Source organism: Antarctobacter sp. (assembly GCF_034670325.1).
Classification (GTDB): Bacteria; Pseudomonadota; Alphaproteobacteria; order Rhodobacterales; family Rhodobacteraceae; genus Antarctobacter.
This window is the reverse complement of the sequence record NZ_JAXMNR010000001.1, coordinates 415,403-431,886: the sequence shown is the minus strand read 5'-3', so window position 1 is coordinate 431,886 and position 16,484 is coordinate 415,403. Positions and strand designations below refer to the sequence as shown.

The 16,484-nt window shown below is 65.6% G+C and carries 18 protein-coding genes; 13 read left to right on the top strand and 5 right to left on the bottom strand.

The genetic code is table 11. The features are described 5' to 3' along the window. The first annotated feature begins 39 nt into the window (after positions 1-39). Together VOI21_RS02165 and VOI21_RS02160 are read left to right on the top strand one after the other, a co-directional pair. Positions 40-921, top strand: coding sequence for a LysR family transcriptional regulator (locus VOI21_RS02165; RefSeq protein ID WP_323767233.1), 882 nt, complete (start codon positions 40-42; stop codon positions 919-921). After that, a complete protein-coding gene (locus VOI21_RS02160; RefSeq protein ID WP_323767231.1) occupies positions 918-1,823 on the top strand; it encodes a DMT family transporter in 906 nt (301 codons plus the stop codon). Before VOI21_RS02165 ends, VOI21_RS02160 begins: the two co-directional genes overlap by 4 nt. A gap of 177 nt (positions 1,824-2,000) precedes the next feature. Here the strand turns inward: VOI21_RS02160 and VOI21_RS02155 are convergent, their stop codons facing one another. The 3 genes from VOI21_RS02155 to VOI21_RS02145 all read right to left on the bottom strand — a co-directional run bounded on the left by VOI21_RS02155 (position 2,001) and on the right by VOI21_RS02145 (position 3,703). Then, on the bottom strand, positions 2,001-2,294 hold the full coding sequence (locus tag VOI21_RS02155) for a DUF302 domain-containing protein (protein WP_323767229.1): 294 nt from the start codon (positions 2,292-2,294) through the stop codon (positions 2,001-2,003). A 93-nt stretch (positions 2,295-2,387) separates the two neighbouring features. Continuing rightward, complete coding sequence (locus tag VOI21_RS02150; RefSeq protein ID WP_323767227.1) at positions 2,388-2,756, bottom strand: metalloregulator ArsR/SmtB family transcription factor; 369 nt, start codon at positions 2,754-2,756, stop codon at positions 2,388-2,390. Beyond that, positions 2,753-3,703, bottom strand: a complete 951-nt coding sequence (locus VOI21_RS02145) for an alpha/beta hydrolase (protein WP_323767225.1) — start codon at positions 3,701-3,703, stop codon at positions 2,753-2,755. The genes VOI21_RS02150 and VOI21_RS02145 overlap by 4 nt, the downstream gene beginning before the upstream one ends. Before the next feature lie 252 nt (positions 3,704-3,955). Here VOI21_RS02145 and VOI21_RS02140 point away from each other — a divergent pair, with 252 nt between their 5' ends. From VOI21_RS02140 to VOI21_RS02115, 6 genes are all read left to right on the top strand, one after another. Next, the gene (locus VOI21_RS02140) at positions 3,956-4,369 is read left to right on the top strand and encodes an AtpZ/AtpI family protein (RefSeq protein WP_323767223.1); all 414 of its coding nucleotides are present in this window, start codon (positions 3,956-3,958) and stop codon (positions 4,367-4,369) included. After that, positions 4,359-5,129 carry a F0F1 ATP synthase subunit A gene (locus VOI21_RS02135; RefSeq protein WP_323767220.1) on the top strand — a complete coding sequence of 257 codons (771 nt, stop codon included), beginning with the start codon at positions 4,359-4,361 and terminating at the stop codon, positions 5,127-5,129. Before VOI21_RS02140 ends, VOI21_RS02135 begins: the two co-directional genes overlap by 11 nt. 75 nt (positions 5,130-5,204) lie before the next feature. After that, positions 5,205-5,429: a F0F1 ATP synthase subunit C gene (locus tag VOI21_RS02130; RefSeq protein ID WP_089276753.1), complete on the top strand. Its 225-nt coding sequence runs from the start codon at positions 5,205-5,207 to the stop codon at positions 5,427-5,429. Positions 5,430-5,514: 85 nt separating this feature from the next. After that, complete coding sequence (locus VOI21_RS02125) at positions 5,515-6,066, top strand: F0F1 ATP synthase subunit B' (protein WP_323767217.1); 552 nt, start codon at positions 5,515-5,517, stop codon at positions 6,064-6,066. Between the two features lie 4 nt (positions 6,067-6,070). Then, on the top strand, positions 6,071-6,631 hold the full coding sequence (locus tag VOI21_RS02120; protein ID WP_323767215.1) for a F0F1 ATP synthase subunit B: 561 nt from the start codon (positions 6,071-6,073) through the stop codon (positions 6,629-6,631). A gap of 133 nt (positions 6,632-6,764) precedes the next feature. After that, a complete protein-coding gene (locus tag VOI21_RS02115; protein ID WP_323767213.1) occupies positions 6,765-7,574 on the top strand; it encodes a division plane positioning ATPase MipZ in 810 nt (269 codons plus the stop codon). 81 nt (positions 7,575-7,655) lie between these two features. Here the strand turns inward: VOI21_RS02115 and VOI21_RS02110 are convergent, their stop codons facing one another. Beyond that, positions 7,656-8,867: a TsoY family (seleno)protein gene (locus tag VOI21_RS02110; RefSeq protein ID WP_323767211.1), complete on the bottom strand. Its 1,212-nt coding sequence runs from the start codon at positions 8,865-8,867 to the stop codon at positions 7,656-7,658. A gap of 148 nt (positions 8,868-9,015) precedes the next feature. On the opposite strand from VOI21_RS02110, the gene VOI21_RS02105 reads away from it, so the two are divergent. The 3 genes from VOI21_RS02105 to VOI21_RS02095 all read left to right on the top strand — a co-directional run bounded on the left by VOI21_RS02105 (position 9,016) and on the right by VOI21_RS02095 (position 13,968). Then, positions 9,016-9,414, top strand: coding sequence for a hypothetical protein (locus VOI21_RS02105; protein ID WP_323767209.1), 399 nt, complete (start codon positions 9,016-9,018; stop codon positions 9,412-9,414). Between the two features lie 123 nt (positions 9,415-9,537). After that, the gene (gene smc, locus VOI21_RS02100; RefSeq protein WP_323767207.1) at positions 9,538-12,993 is read left to right on the top strand and encodes a chromosome segregation protein SMC; all 3,456 of its coding nucleotides are present in this window, start codon (positions 9,538-9,540) and stop codon (positions 12,991-12,993) included. 132 nt (positions 12,994-13,125) lie between these two features. Continuing rightward, entirely contained in the window at positions 13,126-13,968 is an 843-nt protein-coding gene (locus VOI21_RS02095; RefSeq protein WP_323767205.1) for a DMT family transporter, read from the top strand. 91 nt (positions 13,969-14,059) lie between these two features. Here VOI21_RS02095 and VOI21_RS02090 read toward each other — a convergent pair whose 3' ends face one another. Then, a complete protein-coding gene (locus tag VOI21_RS02090) occupies positions 14,060-14,500 on the bottom strand; it encodes an NUDIX hydrolase (protein ID WP_323767203.1) in 441 nt (146 codons plus the stop codon). Positions 14,501-14,553: 53 nt separating this feature from the next. Between VOI21_RS02090 and VOI21_RS02085 the strand changes: the two genes are divergently transcribed. Together VOI21_RS02085 and VOI21_RS02080 are read left to right on the top strand one after the other, a co-directional pair. Beyond that, positions 14,554-15,312, top strand: a complete 759-nt coding sequence (locus tag VOI21_RS02085) for an alpha/beta fold hydrolase (protein WP_323767201.1) — start codon at positions 14,554-14,556, stop codon at positions 15,310-15,312. Then, positions 15,302-16,447 (top strand): alpha-D-ribose 1-methylphosphonate 5-triphosphate diphosphatase, encoded by a 1,146-nt coding sequence (locus VOI21_RS02080; protein WP_323767199.1) that lies wholly within the window; start codon positions 15,302-15,304, stop codon positions 16,445-16,447. The genes VOI21_RS02085 and VOI21_RS02080 overlap by 11 nt, the downstream gene beginning before the upstream one ends. The last annotated feature ends 37 nt before the right edge of the window (positions 16,448-16,484 follow it).

Sequence of the window (16,484 nt, the reverse complement as noted above, 5' to 3'; positions counted from 1 at the left end):
TAGTGTGCGCATTCGCGCAGCGAAATCGAGGGACGTCAGATGGACAACTGGGATGAAATCCGCACGGCCTTTCAGGTGGCGCGACTGGGGACGGTCAGTGGGGCGGCAGAGGTGCTGGGTGTGCACCACGCCACCGTGATCCGCCATATCGATGCGCTGGAGGGGCGGCTGGGCGTCAAGCTGTTCCAGCGTCATGCCCGTGGCTACACCGCCACCGAGGCGGGCACGGACCTGATGCGCGTGGCGAAAACCACCGACGAACAGTTGCAGCAACTCGAAGGCCGGATCAAAGGCCGTGGCAATGAGGTGGCGGGCGATCTGTTGGTGACGTCCCTCATTGCCTTTGCGCCGCTGGTGGTGCCCGCGTTGAAAACCTTCCGCGAGCGGTATCCGGACGTGATCGTGCGGTTCCTGACTGATGACCGTGTCTTTCGGCTGGAATACGGCGAGGCGCATGTGGCGCTGCGGGCCGGGCCCGCGCCGCAGGAACCTGACAACGTGGTGCAGGCCTTTTCGCGGCAGGATATCGCGATGTACGCGCATCGCGATTATGTGCAGGCCCATGGCATCCCCGAAGACGAAGCGGCGATGAAGGATCACTATTTTGTCGGGCACGACGATCCCGACAGCCGCGCGCCGTTTCAGCGCTGGCTGATGGCGCGGGTTCCCTATGATCGCATCGTGTTCCGCACCAGCGACATGCGGGTCGGAGAGACGGCGGTGATTGGCGGGGCGGGCATCGGCTTTCTGGGCACGCGCGAGGCGTCGTTGCACCCGGATCTGGTGCAGGTCATGCCCCCGCGTGAGGATTGGACCGCGCCGCTGTGGCTGGTCACGCACGTGGATCTGCACCGCACCGCCAAGGTGCAGGCGTTTTTGAACCACCTCAAGGACTTCTGCGGCGAGGCATCGGCCCGATGACAGAGGCGCGTCGCGGACACCTTGCGATGCTGTGTTTTGCCATGCTGGTGTCGGGATCGTTTTCGCTAGGCGCGATGGCCGCGCCCCACATCGACCCGGCGGCCCTGAACGCGGTGCGCTTTGTCCTTGCCGGGGCGGTGCTCTGGGCGGTGGCGCTGGCGACGGGCAAGGTGAGCCGCGCGGTCTTTGCCGCGCCGTGGCGGTATGTCGTTCTGGCGGCGCTGTTCGCAATCTACTTTGTCACCATGTTCGAGGGTCTGAAGACGGCAGAGCCGGTCAGCATGGCGGCGGTCTTTACCCTGAACCCGGCGTTGACGGCGGTGTTTGGCTATTTGGTGGTGCGGCAGATCACGACGCCGCGCATGGCGCTGGCGATCATGGTGGGTGGCGTGGGCGCGCTTTGGGTGATCTTTGACGCCGACCTGTCGGCGCTGTTGCGGTTCGAGGTCGGGCGCGGCGAGGCGATCTATTTCTGGGGCTGCGTGACGCACGCGCTGTATGCGCCGATGTTGCGCAGGCTCAGCCGGGGAGAGCCGGGTTTGGCATTCAACGCGGTCATCCTGACGGCGGGGTCTGTGATGCTGTGTCTCTGGGCGGGACCGGAGTTGCTCTCGATGGACTGGGCGGCGCTGCCGGTCATCGTCTGGTGGACCATCCTTTACGTCGCGCTGGCGGCGACGGCGGTGACCTTTCTGATCCTGCGCTATGCGACGCTGCGCCTGCCTGCGGCCAAGGTGATGGCCTATACCTATATCGTGCCAAGCTGTGTGATCCTGTGGGAACTGGCGCTGGGCCGGGGCGTGCCGACGGCGATGATCCTGCCGGGGGTGGCGCTGACGGCGTTTTCGTTGCTGCTACTGCTGAAGGATGAGGACAAGCCGGTGGTGCTGTCAAAGACATGAAATGGCGTGTCACCCGAAGGGGTGTCCACGCGTGGACAGGATTGCGGCTTATATAAATCAAGGGCTTACAGAGACGGTTTTACCATCTGTTAGGAAATGGGGCCTGCGCGAAGGGGCGCGGACGGGGTGGTCCGCGCCTGTCTGATCCGGCCCGGTCCCGCCCGGTCCGGCGGGGCGTCAGTCGCTGGTGGCGATGGTGACAAAACGCTCCAGCGCGGCCTGCATCCGCGTGACGTCAGGATCGTCTGCGGCCAGCCCGTGCGAGGGCGCGATCCCCGCCGGGTCATCATAAAGCGCCCATGTCTGCCCTTGGGCATCCTCGAAGAACAGCACCCGCAGCGGCAGATATAGCGCCATCGTCTGGCCGGTCTGAAGCGCGGAGGAGTGGTCGACGTCATGGGCGCTGGCGATGTTGATGCGGTCGGCCATGGCGGCTCTGGCGGTCAGGATCACGTCGCGGCGGTGGCGCATTTCCGGTCCGTGCTGGCGCGGGGGCAACTGGTGCGGGCGCTGGTGGAACAGGGGTTGGTTGAGGATGCCTTGGCGGCCAGCGGGTTGGGGGGATTACGCCTCTGGCGGCTTTTCTGTTGGTCGTTCTGCTGAGTCGTCCTGAGCGGGCAGTTCCTGTTCCAGAAACCGCTCAAAGGCGTCGAGGTTCACCGGCTCGAACTGGCCAAAGCCCTGCATCCAGACAGAAGCCTCGCGCAGGGCGTCGGGTTCCAGTTTGCACCATTTCACCCGCCCGCGTTTCTCCTGACTGATCAGGCGGGCGTTGGTGAGCACGGTGAGGTGTTTGGAGATCGCCGCCAGCGACATCTCGAACGGTTCGGCCACGTCGGTGACGGCCATGTCATCCTCCAGCAGCATCGCAAGGATGCGGCGGCGGGTGGGGTCCGCGAGCGCGGCAAAGGCAGAGTCGAGGCGATCGGTCATCGCGGCCCTAGGATAAACGCGCCGATCCGTTCGGCAAGACCGGGGGACAGGGGCAGCGCGGGGTCGGAATAGGTCGCCAGATTGGCCGGGCGGGTGTCGTCCTTGGCGGTCTTGAGTGTATGGGTCATGCCCTCGACGATGTAGAGCGTGCCTTGCGGCAGGGCCTCGGCAAGGGTGCGGGCGTCGCCCTCGGCCATCTGGAGGTCGGCGGTGCCCTGCACGACCAGCGCGGGCAGGTCGATTGTGCGCGCCTGTTCCGCCGGATCGACGGCAAAGAGATCCATCAGAAAGGGCTGAATCGGCGGGGCAAAGATGGCGGACAACGGGCCGGGCAGGGCCTCTGGCGGCACCGGGCTGCCGGCGATCAAGGAGATCATCGCCTTTTCCAGCGCCTGTTGGTGCTGCGCCAGCGCGGACACGCCGCGCAGTTGTTCCAGCAGAATTTGGCTGATGGGGCGGCCCGGCGCGGCCAGCAGGACCAGCCCGCAGATGTCGTCGCGGCTGCGCGCCAGTTCAAAGGCGACCAGCCCGCCCTCGGAATGGCCGATCAGCCAGACGCAGGACTGCCCGCTGCGGTCCTTGGCAAGGTCGATCCAATGGCCCGCGTCCTGTGCGTAGAGCCCAAGGCTAACCGCGTTGGGGTTGCCGGTGCTTTGCCCGATGCCGCGTTTGTCGGCGCGCAGGGTGGCGATGCCTTGGGTTCGCAGCGCTTCGGCGAGCAGGCGGTAGGCATCGGTCGACAGCCCCTGAGTGGAGTTGGCGTTGCGGTCCGTCGGCCCCGATCCGGGCAGGATCATCGCCAGAGCGGCGGGGGTCTCAGCGGCCAGATATGTCCCCTGAAGCGTGGCGTCGGGCAGGGGGATCTGGATCTCTTCGGCGGCCAATCGGGTCGCCAGAGGGGCGGCCAGCAGGGTCAGCCAGAGGCCAAGGCAAAAGGCGGGGCGCATGGGCGTCTCCTGTCGCGGTTTGAGGAGGTGTGGGCGGGGGCGGAGGAAAACTCAACCGGAAAGTTGAATGTGCATTTGCAGCGTATCTGGCACCACGGCGGGCTGCGGCGGAATGACCGGCGTGGGCGAGGGGCCGCGAAAACTGTTTCAGGACAATGGGTTGGCGCGTGGTCTGACCGGCTTTCACGCGTGTTGACTCAGGCCCCGCCGCGACATAGCACAAAGGCGAACCTGAGCGGAGCCGAACGCGACGTGAGCGACCCTGATCCCAAGCGCAAGCTGGACGACCTGGACGCCAAGCTGGCCGCCTATAAGGCGGGTCAGAAAGTCGAGAAAGCCCATCAGGAAGAGCACTACAGTCAGGCCAATATCGCCTGGCGCATGGTGACGGAAATGGTGGCCGGTCTGGGGATCGGTTTCGGGATCGGCTTTGGTCTCGACGCCCTGCTGGGCACCAAGCCGTTCCTGATGGTGGTGTTCGCACTTCTAGGCGTCGCCGCGGGCATCAACGTGATGCTGCGCACGGCAAAAGAGGTGCAGGCGAGTATGAGCCCCGGCACGACCGGGACAGGCCCCGGCGGGGCCACAGGCAAAAGCCCCGGCGAGGGCAAAGAGAACAGCGCCCGGGTCACCGGAGCGGATGAGGGGAAAAGAGATGGCGACTGAGACGCACGGTGCAGATCATGCCGCGGAAAGCGGTGCCCTGGTGTTCCACCCGATGGACCAGTTCATCGTCAAGCCGCTGTTCGGCCATGGCGAAGTGGGCCTGTTCACAATCACCAACGTGACCCTCTGGCTGTTCCTTTCGATCGTCGCCGTTGTCCTGCTGATGGTCATCGGCACCTCGCGCCGCGCCATCGTGCCGTCGCGGTCGCAGTCGGTTGCCGAACTGGCCTATGGTTTCGTCTACAAGATGGTCGAGGACGTCTCCGGCAAGGACGGGTTGAAGTACTTCCCCTACATCATGACCCTGTTCATGTTCATCGTCTTCGCCAACTTCCTTGGCCTGCTGCCGATGAGCTTTACCACCACCTCGCATTTTGCCGTGACCGTGGTGTTGGCGATGGCGGTCTTCCTGACCGTGACCATTCTGGGCTTTGTCAAGAACGGCGCCGGGTTCCTTGGCCTGTTCTGGGTGTCGAGCGCGCCGCTGGCGCTGCGTCCGATCCTGGCCCTGATCGAGCTGATCTCGTACTTTGTGCGCCCGGTCAGCCACTCTATTCGTCTTGCGGGCAACGTCATGGCCGGTCACGCGGTGATTAAGGTCTTCGCCGGTTTCGCAGCCATCGCCGCGATCTCGCCGATCTCGATCCTCGCGATCACCGCCATGTACGGGCTGGAGATTCTGGTGGCCTTTATCCAGGCCTATGTCTTCACGATCCTGACCTGCGTGTACCTCAAGGACGCGCTGCACCCGCATCACTAAGGGCGGTGGGTTGAAAACCCACCCTACCCAACGAACAACCCGAATACTCAACTTCCAATCGTAAGGAGAATCTCAATGGAAGGCGATCTCGCACACATCGGCGCAGGCCTGGCAGCAATCGGTTCCGGCGCAGCCGCAATCGGGGTGGGCAACGTGGCAGGCAACTTCCTGTCCGGCGCACTGCGCAACCCGTCGGCCGCCGCTGGCCAGACTGCTACTCTCTTCATCGGCATCGCATTCGCAGAAGCGCTGGGCATCTTTGCCTTCCTCGTTTCGCTGCTGCTGATGTTCGCCGTCTAAACCACGGAACTTAACGATCCTTACGCGCGGGCGGTCAGGCAGTCCTGACCGCCCGATGTAGAGACAAGTTCCGACGGAGGACAACATGGCGACCGAAACTCACGGGTCCGAGCCTGTCAGCGCATGCGTCGACGCCGGCGGCAGCGCCGTCGGGATGCCGCAGCTCTGCGGCGACTGGATCGGAAACCAGGTCTTCTGGCTGTTGATCACGCTTGTCGTGATCTACTTTGTGCTGGCCCGTATCGCCCTTCCGCGCATCGCTGCGGTTCTGGCGGAACGTCAGGGGACCATCACAAACGACATCGCCGCCGCCGAAGATCTGAAGCGCAAGGCGCAAGACGCCGAAGCCGCATATGACAAGGCGCTTGCCGATGCCCGGGCCGAGGCCCAGACCATCGCGCAAAAAGCGCGGGACGAAATCAAGGCTGACCTGAACGATGCACTCGCCAAGGCGGATGCAGAGATCGCGGCCAAGGCTGTCGAATCGGAGAAGGCAATCTCCGAGATCCGCGAAAGCGCCATGGCCCATGTCGAGACCGTGGCAAAGGATACCGCCGGGGCCATCGTGGCCGCGCTGGGCGGTGCTGCAGATGACGCCAAGATCGCAAGTGCGGTCGATGCGCAGCTGAAAGGGTAAGGCCATGAAAAAGATCATCCTTCCCGTTCTGGCCGCGCTGTCGGCCACGCCTGCCGCCGCTGCGTCGGGTCCGTTCTGGTCACTGGGCAACACCGACTTTGTCGTGCTGCTTGGTTTCCTGCTGTTCATCGCGGTCCTGATCTACTTCAAGGTGCCGGGCATGTTGAGCGGTCTGCTGGACAAGCGGGCCGAGGACATCCAGAGCGAACTGGACGAAGCACGCCTGCTGCGTGAAGAAGCCCAGACCCTGCTGGCCAGCTATGAGCGCAAGCAGCGCGAAGTGCAGGCTCAGGCGGATCGCATCGTTGAACATGCCAAGCAGGAATCCGAACTGGCCGCCAAGCAGGCCAAGGCGGAGATCGCCCAGTCGATCACCCGCCGCCTTGCTGCCGCCGAGAGCCAGATCGCCTCTGCCGAAGCAGCGGCCATCCGCGAGGTGCGCGACCGCGCCGCCGCTGTGGCCGTGGCCGCCGCGCGCAGCGTTGTGGCCGAGCAGATGACAGCGGACAGCGCTGGCAAGCTGATCGACGACGCCATCGCCGAAGTGGGCGCCAAGCTGCACTGATCGCGACCACATGAATTGCGGCGAGGCCCGGCCAAAGCGCCGGGCCTTGCGCGTTCCGGCCCCTTTGCGGGGGCCCATACAAAGAACAACGGACCACGGGACAGCCGTGGCGCAACGGACAAGAGGCACAGGCGTGGCACATATTATCGTTGTCGGGAACGAAAAGGGCGGCGCGGGCAAGTCGACCATCGCGATGCATGTCGCCACGGCGCTGGCGCGGATGGATCACCGGGTCTGGACCCTTGATCTGGATTTGCGGCAGCAAAGCCTTGGCCGCTACCTCGCCAATCGGCGGGCCTGGCTGAAAAAGGAAGAGCGCGACCTGCCGGTGCCCGGCTACATGCAGTTGCCAGAGGCCGATCCCGCCGCCGTCGCCGCCGGAGAGCAGGCCGCAGACAACCGGCTGAACCGCGCGGTGGCGGAGCTGGAAGAGAAATCCGATTTCATCATCATCGACTGCCCCGGCTCTTACACCCGGCTGGCACAGGTGGCGCATTCGCTGGCCGACACGCTGATCACCCCGCTGAACGACAGTTTCGTCGATTTCGATCTGCTGGCGCGGATCGAGGGAGATGGCGAAAAGATCCTTGGCCCCTCGGTTTATGCCGAGATGGTCTGGTCGGCGCGGCAGTTGCGCGCGCAGGCGGGGCTGTCGCCGATGGACTGGATCGTTTTGCGCAACCGGGTTGGGGCGCAACAGATGATCAACAAGGCCAAGATGGAAAAGGCCGTCGCCACCCTGGCCAAGCGGATCGGGTTTCGCGTGGGGCCGGGGTTTTCCGAACGCGTGGTCTTTCGCGAGTTGTTTCCGCGCGGCCTGACCCTGCTGGATCTGCGCGACATTGGTGTGCGCAGCCTGAGCCTGTCGAATATCGCGGCGCGGCAAGAGGTGCGCGATCTGGTCAAATCGCTCAAGCTGCCCGGTGTCGAGGTCAATTTCTGACCGGCTTCGGGGGCGGAGTCTGAAAAAGAAGGGCCGAACCCGCAGGTCCGGCCCAGAAACGGCCAGGTAACAGGAGGAGCGTTACTCGGCCGGAACGGCGGCAGGGGTCGCCCGCGTAAAGTGTTGCCGGTTCAGGCGCAGCACCAGCGCGATGGCGACGATCTGCGAGGCGATGGCAAGCCCGGTCATGCCCCAGTAGGCGATGTCGTACTTGGCGATCACATCCGCCGCGACGAGACCCTTGTTGGTGAAGAATTGCAGCATCACCGCAAGCGCCACAAAGGGGCAGACCAGTGCATAGGAGCCGGGTGAGGTCTTGGACCCGAAGACGAAGTCATCCAGATAGCCCTGCGCCCGCAGCACCACCACGCCCAGCCCGAGGAAGGCCAGTTGGATGGCCAGCAGGCGGGCGAGGAACACCATTGTCTCACCGGCGTTGGCATGGGCGTCAAAGGTGGTGTGCAGCCCGTGTTCCTGTCGCAGGAACATGATGCCCAGAACGGTGACGATCGGCACGATGATCATCAGCGTCGGACCGGCCTCACGCGCGGTGCCGTGTTGCAGCATCGAACCAAAGGCGGTGATCGCCGCGACGACCGTGTAGATGATCGCGATGGTGCCCAGCAGGGTCGACAGAACCATCGCAACGCCCACGGTGGTGGGATTGGTGCTCATCGCGACGGGGGCGGCAAAGCCGACGGCCACCATCGAGATGGCAAAGGCCGGGGTGAGCTGCGCAAAGGAGTTATGCGCGGTCACGTCGAACAGCCCGCCCTTGGCCAGCACGCGGCCAAGGAAATCGCCGATCAGGCGGAAGGCCATCACACCGATCAGGCCAAACGCGACCATCGCCAGAGGAAAGAGGTATTCGACCACGCTCCAGAGTTGGGGAACAAAGACCATCCCGAGGATAAAGCCCACGTTCACCGTCATGGCCAACGCCAGCGGCATCGCCAGCAGGGTGGTTTCCGCGTTGGAGGCGCGCAGGGTGGCGTAGGCCGGTGTCTTGCGGAAGGCGCTGTAGGACTGGAGGTTCCACACCAGCGACTTGATGTTCAGAAACGCAAAGAAGGCGATCCCGGACATGGCGACCGCGATGGCCACCTGTTTGGGCAGACCGCCCTTGGCCCATGCGGCCATGATGTCCTCGAACACCGGAACCGGCTGTGTCGGGTGCGGCACCCAGAAGAGGAGGAACATGAAGAAGGTGACAACAATGCCGCCAGCGCCCAGCGAGGCGAGGAAATAGAGCGGCGAGTAGCTGTCTGCGGGTCGATGCGCTGTTTGGGCCATGGGGGCCTCCTGTACCATGCGACGTATTCTGAATGATGAATGTAATATGCATTCCAAAATTAGAATGTAAAGAGAAATCTGCGCCCGAGGGTCTCTTGCCAGACGCCGCCGTTAACCTCCTGGTAATCAGTTTCCGGCAAGCTTGGTCATGCGTTGGTTATCATGTGTTCTCCTCCTGCTTGGCCTCGCCGCATGTGATGCGGCGGGGCCAGGTTTCTACGGGGCCGAAAAACGCATCCGCGAGGTCGAAGGGGCGCGCTTTACCCTGCGCTTTCAGGGCAATCTGGTGGAGGCGACGCGCACCAATCCGGAATGGCTACCCCGATTCCCGGATGTCGCCCGAAAAGCCGGGATTGCCGCGCAGATCGAAAGCGGATGCCGCGCCGACTGGGTCGAAGGCGACCCGGCGATGATGTGGATCGGACTGTCCTGCGACGGCAAACCCGCCCCGAAAAGGCCGCGCCGACCCAAAACCATTTTTTGCGATATCGGTGACATAACGCGGCGGGGCGCGACCTATGCCGGTGCCCTGAACTGTCGAAAGTAAGGCGCGCAGCCCCAATATCTTGTGGAGAAGTGGCGATTGCCCGCCATATGAGCCACGGTTTTCTTGACTCACTCCGACAGGACAGGGCAGGCTGGAGTCCATCACGGAATCGGACCTGAACCCTTGCGCTTTTCCAAAATCAGACTGACCGGCTTTAAAAGCTTTGTGGATCCCACGGATCTGGTCATCCATCCCGGGCTGACCGGGGTGGTGGGGCCGAACGGCTGCGGCAAGTCCAACCTGTTGGAGGCGCTGCGCTGGGTCATGGGCGAAACCCGCGCCAAGGCGATGCGCGGCGGCGGGATGGAGGACGTGATCTTTGCCGGGGCCGCCTCGCGTCCGGCGCGCAACTTTGCCGAGGTCAGCCTGCATATCGACAACGCTGACCGGCTGGCCCCCGCAGGGTTCAATGACAGCGACCATCTGGAAATCGTCCGCCGGATCACCCGTGACGTCGGCTCTGCCTATAAGGTCAACGCCAAGGACACCCGTGCGCGCGATATCCAGATGCTGTTTGCGGATGCGGCGACCGGGGCGCATTCCCCGGCGCTGGTGCGGCAGGGGCAAATTTCGGAACTGATCAACGCCAAGCCCAAGAACCGCCGCAAGGTGCTGGAGGATGCCGCCGGGATCGGTGGCCTGTACCAGCGCCGTCACGAGGCGGAGTTGAAGCTGAAAAGCACCGAGGCGAACCTGCTGCGCGTCGATGATGTGGTCGAGCAACTGGCGGGGCAATTGTCGCAACTGGCCAAGCAGGCCCGTCAGGCGGCGCGCTATCGCGCCATCGGGTCGGAGCTGCGGCAGGCCGAGGGGATGCTGCTGTACCGCCGCTGGCGCGAGGCCGATGAGGCGCGGGCCGCGGCAGAGGCCGCGCTGCGCGAGACGGTGACAAAGGCCGCGCAGGCGGAATCGGCGGCGCGGGCGGCGGAAAAGACCCGCGGCACCTATGAGGAGGCGCTGCCGCCGCTGCGCGAGGAAGAGGCCATCGCCGCCGCTGTCCTGCAACGGCTGATCGTGCAGCGCGACACGTTGACCGGGCAGGAGAAACAGGCGCTCGCCCGGATCGAGACCTTGCAGAATCGCATCGCGCAACTGGTCCGCGACATGGACCGCGAGGCCGGTCTGAACCGCGACGCCGGAGAGACGATCGAACGGCTGGAATGGGAAGCGCGCGAGCTGCAAAAAGCCTCGGAAGGGCATGACGAGCGACTGGCAGAGGCGCATGAGGCGGCGCGTGAGGCCGCCAGCGTCTTGCAGATGCGTGAGGCGGATCTGGAGCAGCAGACAGAGGATGTGGCCCGGCTGGCCGCGCGGCACCAGTCGGCGCAACGCTTTCTTGCGGATTGCCGCAAGACCCTTGAACGCAATGAAAACGAGGCGGTCCGGGCGCGCGGCATGGTCGAGGCCGCAAAGGAAACGCAACTGTCGTCGCGTGAGGCGGCGGACCTTGCACAGGACCGGCTGGAAGAGGCGCACGCCGCCGCAGAAGAGGCCGAAGAGGCCCTGACAGAGGCGGAAACCGCCCGCACCGAGACACAGGCCCGCGAGGCCGAGGCACGCGGCGAGCGGTCCGAGGCGGAGGGCCAGATGAACGCCCTGCGCGCCGAGGTGACAGCTCTGGCCCGCCTGCTGGATCGCGATACCGCCGAGGGCGGGCAGATCCTTGACCGTCTGCAAGTGGAGCAAGGGTTTGAAAAGGCGCTGGGGGCCGCGCTGGCGGATGACCTGCGTGCCCCCGAGGTCGAGGGCGATGGGCCGACCGGCTGGGTCGTTCTGGCGGCCTATGACGACACCCAGCCCCTGCCCGAGGGCGCAAGCCCGCTGGCGGGGCATGTGTCCGTCCCCGACGTGTTGGCGCGCCGTCTCAGCCAGATCGGGCTGGTCGAGGCCGAGGATGGCCCGCGCCTGCAAGCCTTGCTGAAACCCGGTCAGCGGCTGGTCACGCTGGAGGGCGATCTGTGGCGCTGGGACGGTTACCGGGCCTGGGCCGAGGATCAACCCTCGACTGCCGCGCTGCGGCTGGAACAACTCAACCGGCTGGAGGGGCTCAAGCAGGAGATGGCCGAGGCCTCGGCCCGGCTGGACGGCACGCTGGCGGCGCACGAATCGCTGGTGGTGCGGCTGCGGGAGTTGACGGAGGCGGACAAGAGCGCGCGCATGGCCCGGCGGGCGGCGGATCAGGCGGTAGCGGATGCGGCGCGCGCGCTAAGCCGCGCCGAGGCCGACCGCGACATGGCCGAGGGCAAGGTGGAAAGCGCGGCGCTGTCAGTCAAACGCTATGAGGATGAGGCTGGCGCCGCGCGCGGGCAACTGGCCGAGGCGCAGCGCGGGGTCGACACGCTTGATGATCTCGAAGAGGCGCGGGCGCAGGCCGAAGACGTCAAGATGACGGTCGAGGCGGCGCGCATGACGATGATGGCCAAGCGGTCGGCGCATGATGAATTGCGCCGCGATGGCGACGCGCGCAAGGGGCGCTCGCAGCAGGTGACCAAGGACCTGTCCGGCTGGCGGCACCGTCTGGAAACCGCCGAGAAACGCGCGACCGAACTGGCCGAACGCAAGGCGGACAGCGAGGCGGAGCTGGCCGAGGCGCAGGACGTTCCCGGCGCGCTCGAGGATCAGCGCGGTGAGTTGACCGACGCGATGGAGACCGCAGAGGCGCGCAAGGCCGAGGCCAGCGATGCGCTGTCGACTGCAGAGGGCGCGCTGCGCGAGGCCATCGCCACCGAGCGCGACGCCGAGCGGCAGGCCGGTGAGGCCCGCGAGGCCCGCGCCCGCGCCGAGGCCCGTGCCGAGGCAGCGCGCGAAACCGTGACCTCGGCGGCAGAGCGGATCGCGGACGAGATGGACCTTGCCCCGGCGGCGCTGCTGACGCAGCTGGACACCGACCCCGATGAGATGCCCGCCTCTGACAGGATCGAGGCCGAGGTGTCCCGCCTGAAACGTCAGCGTGACGCCTTGGGCGCGGTGAACCTGCGCGCCGAAGAGGATGCGAAAGAGGTTCAGGAAGAGCACGACACGCTGGTGTCGGAGAAATCGGACCTTGAGGAGGCCGTCAAGACGCTGCGCTCTGGCATTGCCAGCCTGAACCGCGAGGGGCGCGAGCGGCTGTTGACGGCGTTCGAGCAGGTGAACAGCAACTTCTCGATGTTGTTCACCCATCTCTTTGGTGGCGGCGAGGCCAGCCTGATGATGGTCGAAAGCGATGATCCTCTGGAGGCGGGGCTGGAAATCATGTGCCAGCCGCCGGGCAAGAAGCTGTCAACGCTGTCGCTGATGTCGGGCGGAGAACAGACGCTGACCTGTCTGGCGCTGATCTTTGCGGTGTTCATGGCCAACCCCTCGCCGATCTGCGTGCTGGACGAGGTCGACGCGCCGCTGGACGATGCCAACGTGACCCGGTTCTGCGACATGCTGGACGAGATGTGCCGACGCACCGACACGCGCTTTCTGATCATCACCCACCACGCGGTGACGATGGCGCGTATGGACCGGCTGTTTGGCGTGACGATGCAAGAGCAGGGCGTCAGCCAGTTGGTGTCGGTCGATCTGAAGCGGGCCGAGAGTCTGGTGGCCTGAGGGGCGCCGCGTCGCCGGGCTGCAACCGTTGTCGCGATGGGCGCGTCGTAACGGGCAGGTGACTTGTGTCTTTGGAGGACAATGGCGCAGGGTGCCGCCTGTCGCCCCGGATGATCCAACCTGAGAGCCTGAATGCGTTTAGTCCTGCTGATTGCGCTGACCATGGTCGCCTTTGCGGCCAATTCTGTCCTGAACCGCGCGGCCTTGGCCGGTGGCGGCATTGATGCGGTGAGCTTTGGCACCATCCGGCTGTGGTCCGGGGCGGTGGTGCTGGTTCTGTTGGGGCTTGCGCTGCGCAGGCGGGTGGCGTTGGGGGGGCCGGGCCGGGTGGCCGGGGTGCTGGGGCTGGTTCTGTATATCTACGGCTTTTCGGTTGCCTATGTGGCGCTGGATGCGGGGCTGGGCGCGCTGATCCTGTTCGGGACCGTGCAGGTGACGATGTTTGGCGGCAGTCTGATCGGCGGTGAGCGGCCGCCCGTGCTGCGCTGGCTGGGGGCGGCGATGGCCTTTGGCGGGCTGGTCTGGCTGCTGTGGCCCGGTGGTGGCATTCAATTGAGCCTGCTGCATGGCGCGGCGATGGTTTTGGCCGGGCTGGGCTGGGGGATCTATTCGCTGGCCGGGCGGCGGGCGAGCGATCCGCTGCTGGCGACGGGGGCGAATTTCGTGCTGGCCGCGCCGATCGGGTTCCTGATTGGGCTGGCGCTGCCGGTCAGTCCGGAGGCGATGGCGCCAGAAGTGTCTGGCATCGGTCTGGCGGTGATTTCCGGGGCTGTGACCTCGGGGCTGGGCTATGCGCTTTGGTATCATGTGCTGCCGCAATTGACGGGCAGTGTGGCGGCGGTGGCGCAGTTGACCGTGCCGGTGATTGCGATGGCCGGGGGCATGGTTTTTCTGGGTGAGGCGTTGACGGCGGATTTTGTGGTGGCGGCCCTTGTGGTGCTGGGCGGCGTGGCGCTGTCGGTGCTGCGCAGGTAGCCGTCCACGTGTGGACAGCCGCGCGGGTATGAAAGATCAATGGGTTACAGAGACGGTTTTACCCTTTGTTAAGACCGAGCCCCGCCCGGACCTAGCGCTGGATCGGTTCCAGCGGGTCGTAGGTGAACCCCGCGCCCCATGCTATCTCGGGCAGGCTGGAAGGTTTCAGGCGCAGGGCCGCCACCTCGGCCCGGGTGAAAAAGCGGCGGGTGTGAACGATGCCTTCGGGGTCTTTCCAGTGGTCCGAAATCGCCCCGGCGGTGATCGTGGCGCGAAAAAACACCTCGACCTGATGAAAGCGGCCCTTGGGGTCGTGAAATTCATTCACCAGACAGGGCGCACCGACGGCGATGGACAGGCCGGTTTCCTCAAACACCTCGCGGATCAGATTGTCCGGCAGGCTGGCGTGCGGCTCGGCCCCGCCGCCCGGGGCGCACCACAGATCGGACCGCGCGTCGCGCCATGCGTTGACCAGCAGCAGCCGGTCCTCATGCAGGATCACGGCGCGGGTGGCGAGACGGGGGCTGGGCATTGGACATTCCTTTGGTCCTTTTCTAGGCGCTGCACCGGCGCTATGCCAGCGGCATGAAATGGCTGCTGCTGTCCCTCCTGACCTTGTTCCCTGTTGCCGCGCGTGCCGGGGACTGTGTGATCCTGTTGCACGGGCTGGCGCGGACCGAGTATTCCATGGCGGTTCTGGGGCTGGTTCTGGAGGCGCGCGGCCACCGGGTGATCATTCCCGGATACGACTCCACCTCGGACCGGGTCGAGCGGCTTGCCAATGAAACCCTGCCCGAGGCGGTGGCGGACTGCGGCCCGCAAGAGGTGCATTTTGTCACCCATTCCATGGGCGGCATCCTGTTGCGGTACTGGCTAAAGGATCATCGGCCAGAACGGCTGGGTCGTGTGGTGATGCTGGGGCCGCCCAACAGTGGCAGTGAGTTGGTCGATGTGATGGGCGGCTGGGAAATCTTTGAGTGGTTCAACGGGCCTGCGGGTCTGCAACTGGGCACCGGACCGGACAGCCTGCCCGCGCTGTTGCCGCCCGTTGATTTTCCGCTGGGGGTCATTGCCGGGTCGCAGACGCTGAACGCGGCGACCAGTGCGATTATTCCGGGGCTGGATGATGGCAAGGTTTCTGTCGCCTCGACCCGCGTGGCGGGAATGCAGGACCACATCGTTTTGCCGGTCACGCATACGTTTATGATGCAGGCCCCCGAGGTCATGGTGCAGGTGGTCCTGTTCCTTGAGCAGGGGCATTTTGACGGGGACGTGGATTGGCGCGTTCTGCTGGGAGAGGCGGCGCTGTCCTGCCTGACGGGGGGAGAGTGCGATGTCGATTGAACTGGACCTGCGTGGCGCGCGGGTGATGCGGCCCGGTGGCTGGGACCCTGCGCCTTTGTCGGTGGCGGGGGGGATGATTGCGGACGGCCCCGTCGGGCGGGTGGTGGACCTGTCGGGCTATGATCTGCTGCCGGGGATTGTGGATGTTCATGGCGACGGGTTCGAGCGGCACATGGCCCCGCGCCGGGGCGCGTTGCGCGAGCGGGATTCGGGCATGGTGGCGGTGGCCGCCGAACTGGGGGCCTGCGGCATCACCACCGCCGTGCTGGCGCAGTTCTGGTCATGGGAAGGCGGCATGCGCGGGCCGGAGTTTGCGCAGGAGGTCTTTGCCGCCGTGGATGCGGTGGCGCCAAGTGTGCCGGTGGACCTGCGGGTGCAGATGCGGTTGGAGACCCATTTTACCGAGAGTTTTGCCGGGGCGGAGGCGGCGCTGGACCGTTGGGGCATCGGTTATGTGGTGTTCAACGATCACCTGCCGCACAAGCGGCTGGCCGAGGGGCGCACCCCGCCGCGCCTGACCGGGCAGGCGCTGAAATCGGGGCGCAGTCCGGAGACGCATCTGGCGCTGATGCAGCGGTTGCACGCGGCGGGGGCCGAGGTGCCTGCCGCGCTGGAGGCGTTTTGCGCGCGGCTGGCCGCAAAGGGTGTGCGGATGGGCAGCCATGACGACCAGACGGCTGAGGGCCGGGCCGAGTGGCGGCAGCGCGGGGTGTTTGTGTCGGAGTTTCCAGAGACGCTGGAGGCGGCGCAGGCGGCGCGGGATGTGGGCGAGCCGGTGGTTCTGGGCGCGCCCAATGTGGTGCGGGGGGCGAGCCATGCGGGCAATGTCTCGGCCTTGGAGTTGATTGGCGCGGGGCTGTGCGATGCGCTGGCGTCGGACTATCACTATCCGTCGCCCGCGCGGGCGGCGTGGCGCTGTGTGGAGCTGAGACTGATGGAGGAGGCGGCGGCCTGGGCGCTGGTGTCCGAAGGGCCGGCGCGGGTGCTGGGCCTGACGGATCGCGGGCGGCTGGAGCCCGGATTGCGGGCCGATGTGGTGGTGATGGAGCGGGAGACGCGGCGCATTGTGGCGGTGATCGCGGGCGGGCAGGTGGCGTTTATGAGCGGCCCTGTGGCGGCGCGTTTCATAACCTAGCGGGGCGCTGCGCGCGCAGGGTGGTTTGCGTTCAGGC

Bases quoted from the DNA above. Each gene is read 5' to 3' on its own strand.
- VOI21_RS02165 (WP_323767233.1), top strand. From the start codon at position 40: ATGGACAACTGGGATGAAATCCGCACGGCCTTTCAGGTGGCGCGACTG.
- VOI21_RS02160 (WP_323767231.1), top strand. From the start codon at position 918: ATGACAGAGGCGCGTCGCGGACACCTTGCGATGCTGTGTTTTGCCATG.
- VOI21_RS02155 (WP_323767229.1), bottom strand. From the start codon at position 2,294: ATGCGCCACCGCCGCGACGTGATCCTGACCGCCAGAGCCGCCATGGCC.
- VOI21_RS02150 (WP_323767227.1), bottom strand. From the start codon at position 2,756: ATGACCGATCGCCTCGACTCTGCCTTTGCCGCGCTCGCGGACCCCACC.
- VOI21_RS02145 (WP_323767225.1), bottom strand. From the start codon at position 3,703: ATGCGCCCCGCCTTTTGCCTTGGCCTCTGGCTGACCCTGCTGGCCGCC.
- VOI21_RS02135 (WP_323767220.1), top strand. From the start codon at position 4,359: ATGGCGACTGAGACGCACGGTGCAGATCATGCCGCGGAAAGCGGTGCC.
- VOI21_RS02130 (WP_089276753.1), top strand. From the start codon at position 5,205: ATGGAAGGCGATCTCGCACACATCGGCGCAGGCCTGGCAGCAATCGGT.
- VOI21_RS02125 (WP_323767217.1), top strand. From the start codon at position 5,515: ATGGCGACCGAAACTCACGGGTCCGAGCCTGTCAGCGCATGCGTCGAC.
- VOI21_RS02120 (WP_323767215.1), top strand. From the start codon at position 6,071: ATGAAAAAGATCATCCTTCCCGTTCTGGCCGCGCTGTCGGCCACGCCT.
- VOI21_RS02110 (WP_323767211.1), bottom strand. From the start codon at position 8,867: ATGGCCCAAACAGCGCATCGACCCGCAGACAGCTACTCGCCGCTCTAT.
- VOI21_RS02105 (WP_323767209.1), top strand. From the start codon at position 9,016: ATGCGTTGGTTATCATGTGTTCTCCTCCTGCTTGGCCTCGCCGCATGT.
- VOI21_RS02095 (WP_323767205.1), top strand. From the start codon at position 13,126: ATGCGTTTAGTCCTGCTGATTGCGCTGACCATGGTCGCCTTTGCGGCC.
- VOI21_RS02090 (WP_323767203.1), bottom strand. From the start codon at position 14,500: ATGCCCAGCCCCCGTCTCGCCACCCGCGCCGTGATCCTGCATGAGGAC.
- VOI21_RS02085 (WP_323767201.1), top strand. From the start codon at position 14,554: ATGAAATGGCTGCTGCTGTCCCTCCTGACCTTGTTCCCTGTTGCCGCG.
- VOI21_RS02080 (WP_323767199.1), top strand. From the start codon at position 15,302: ATGTCGATTGAACTGGACCTGCGTGGCGCGCGGGTGATGCGGCCCGGT.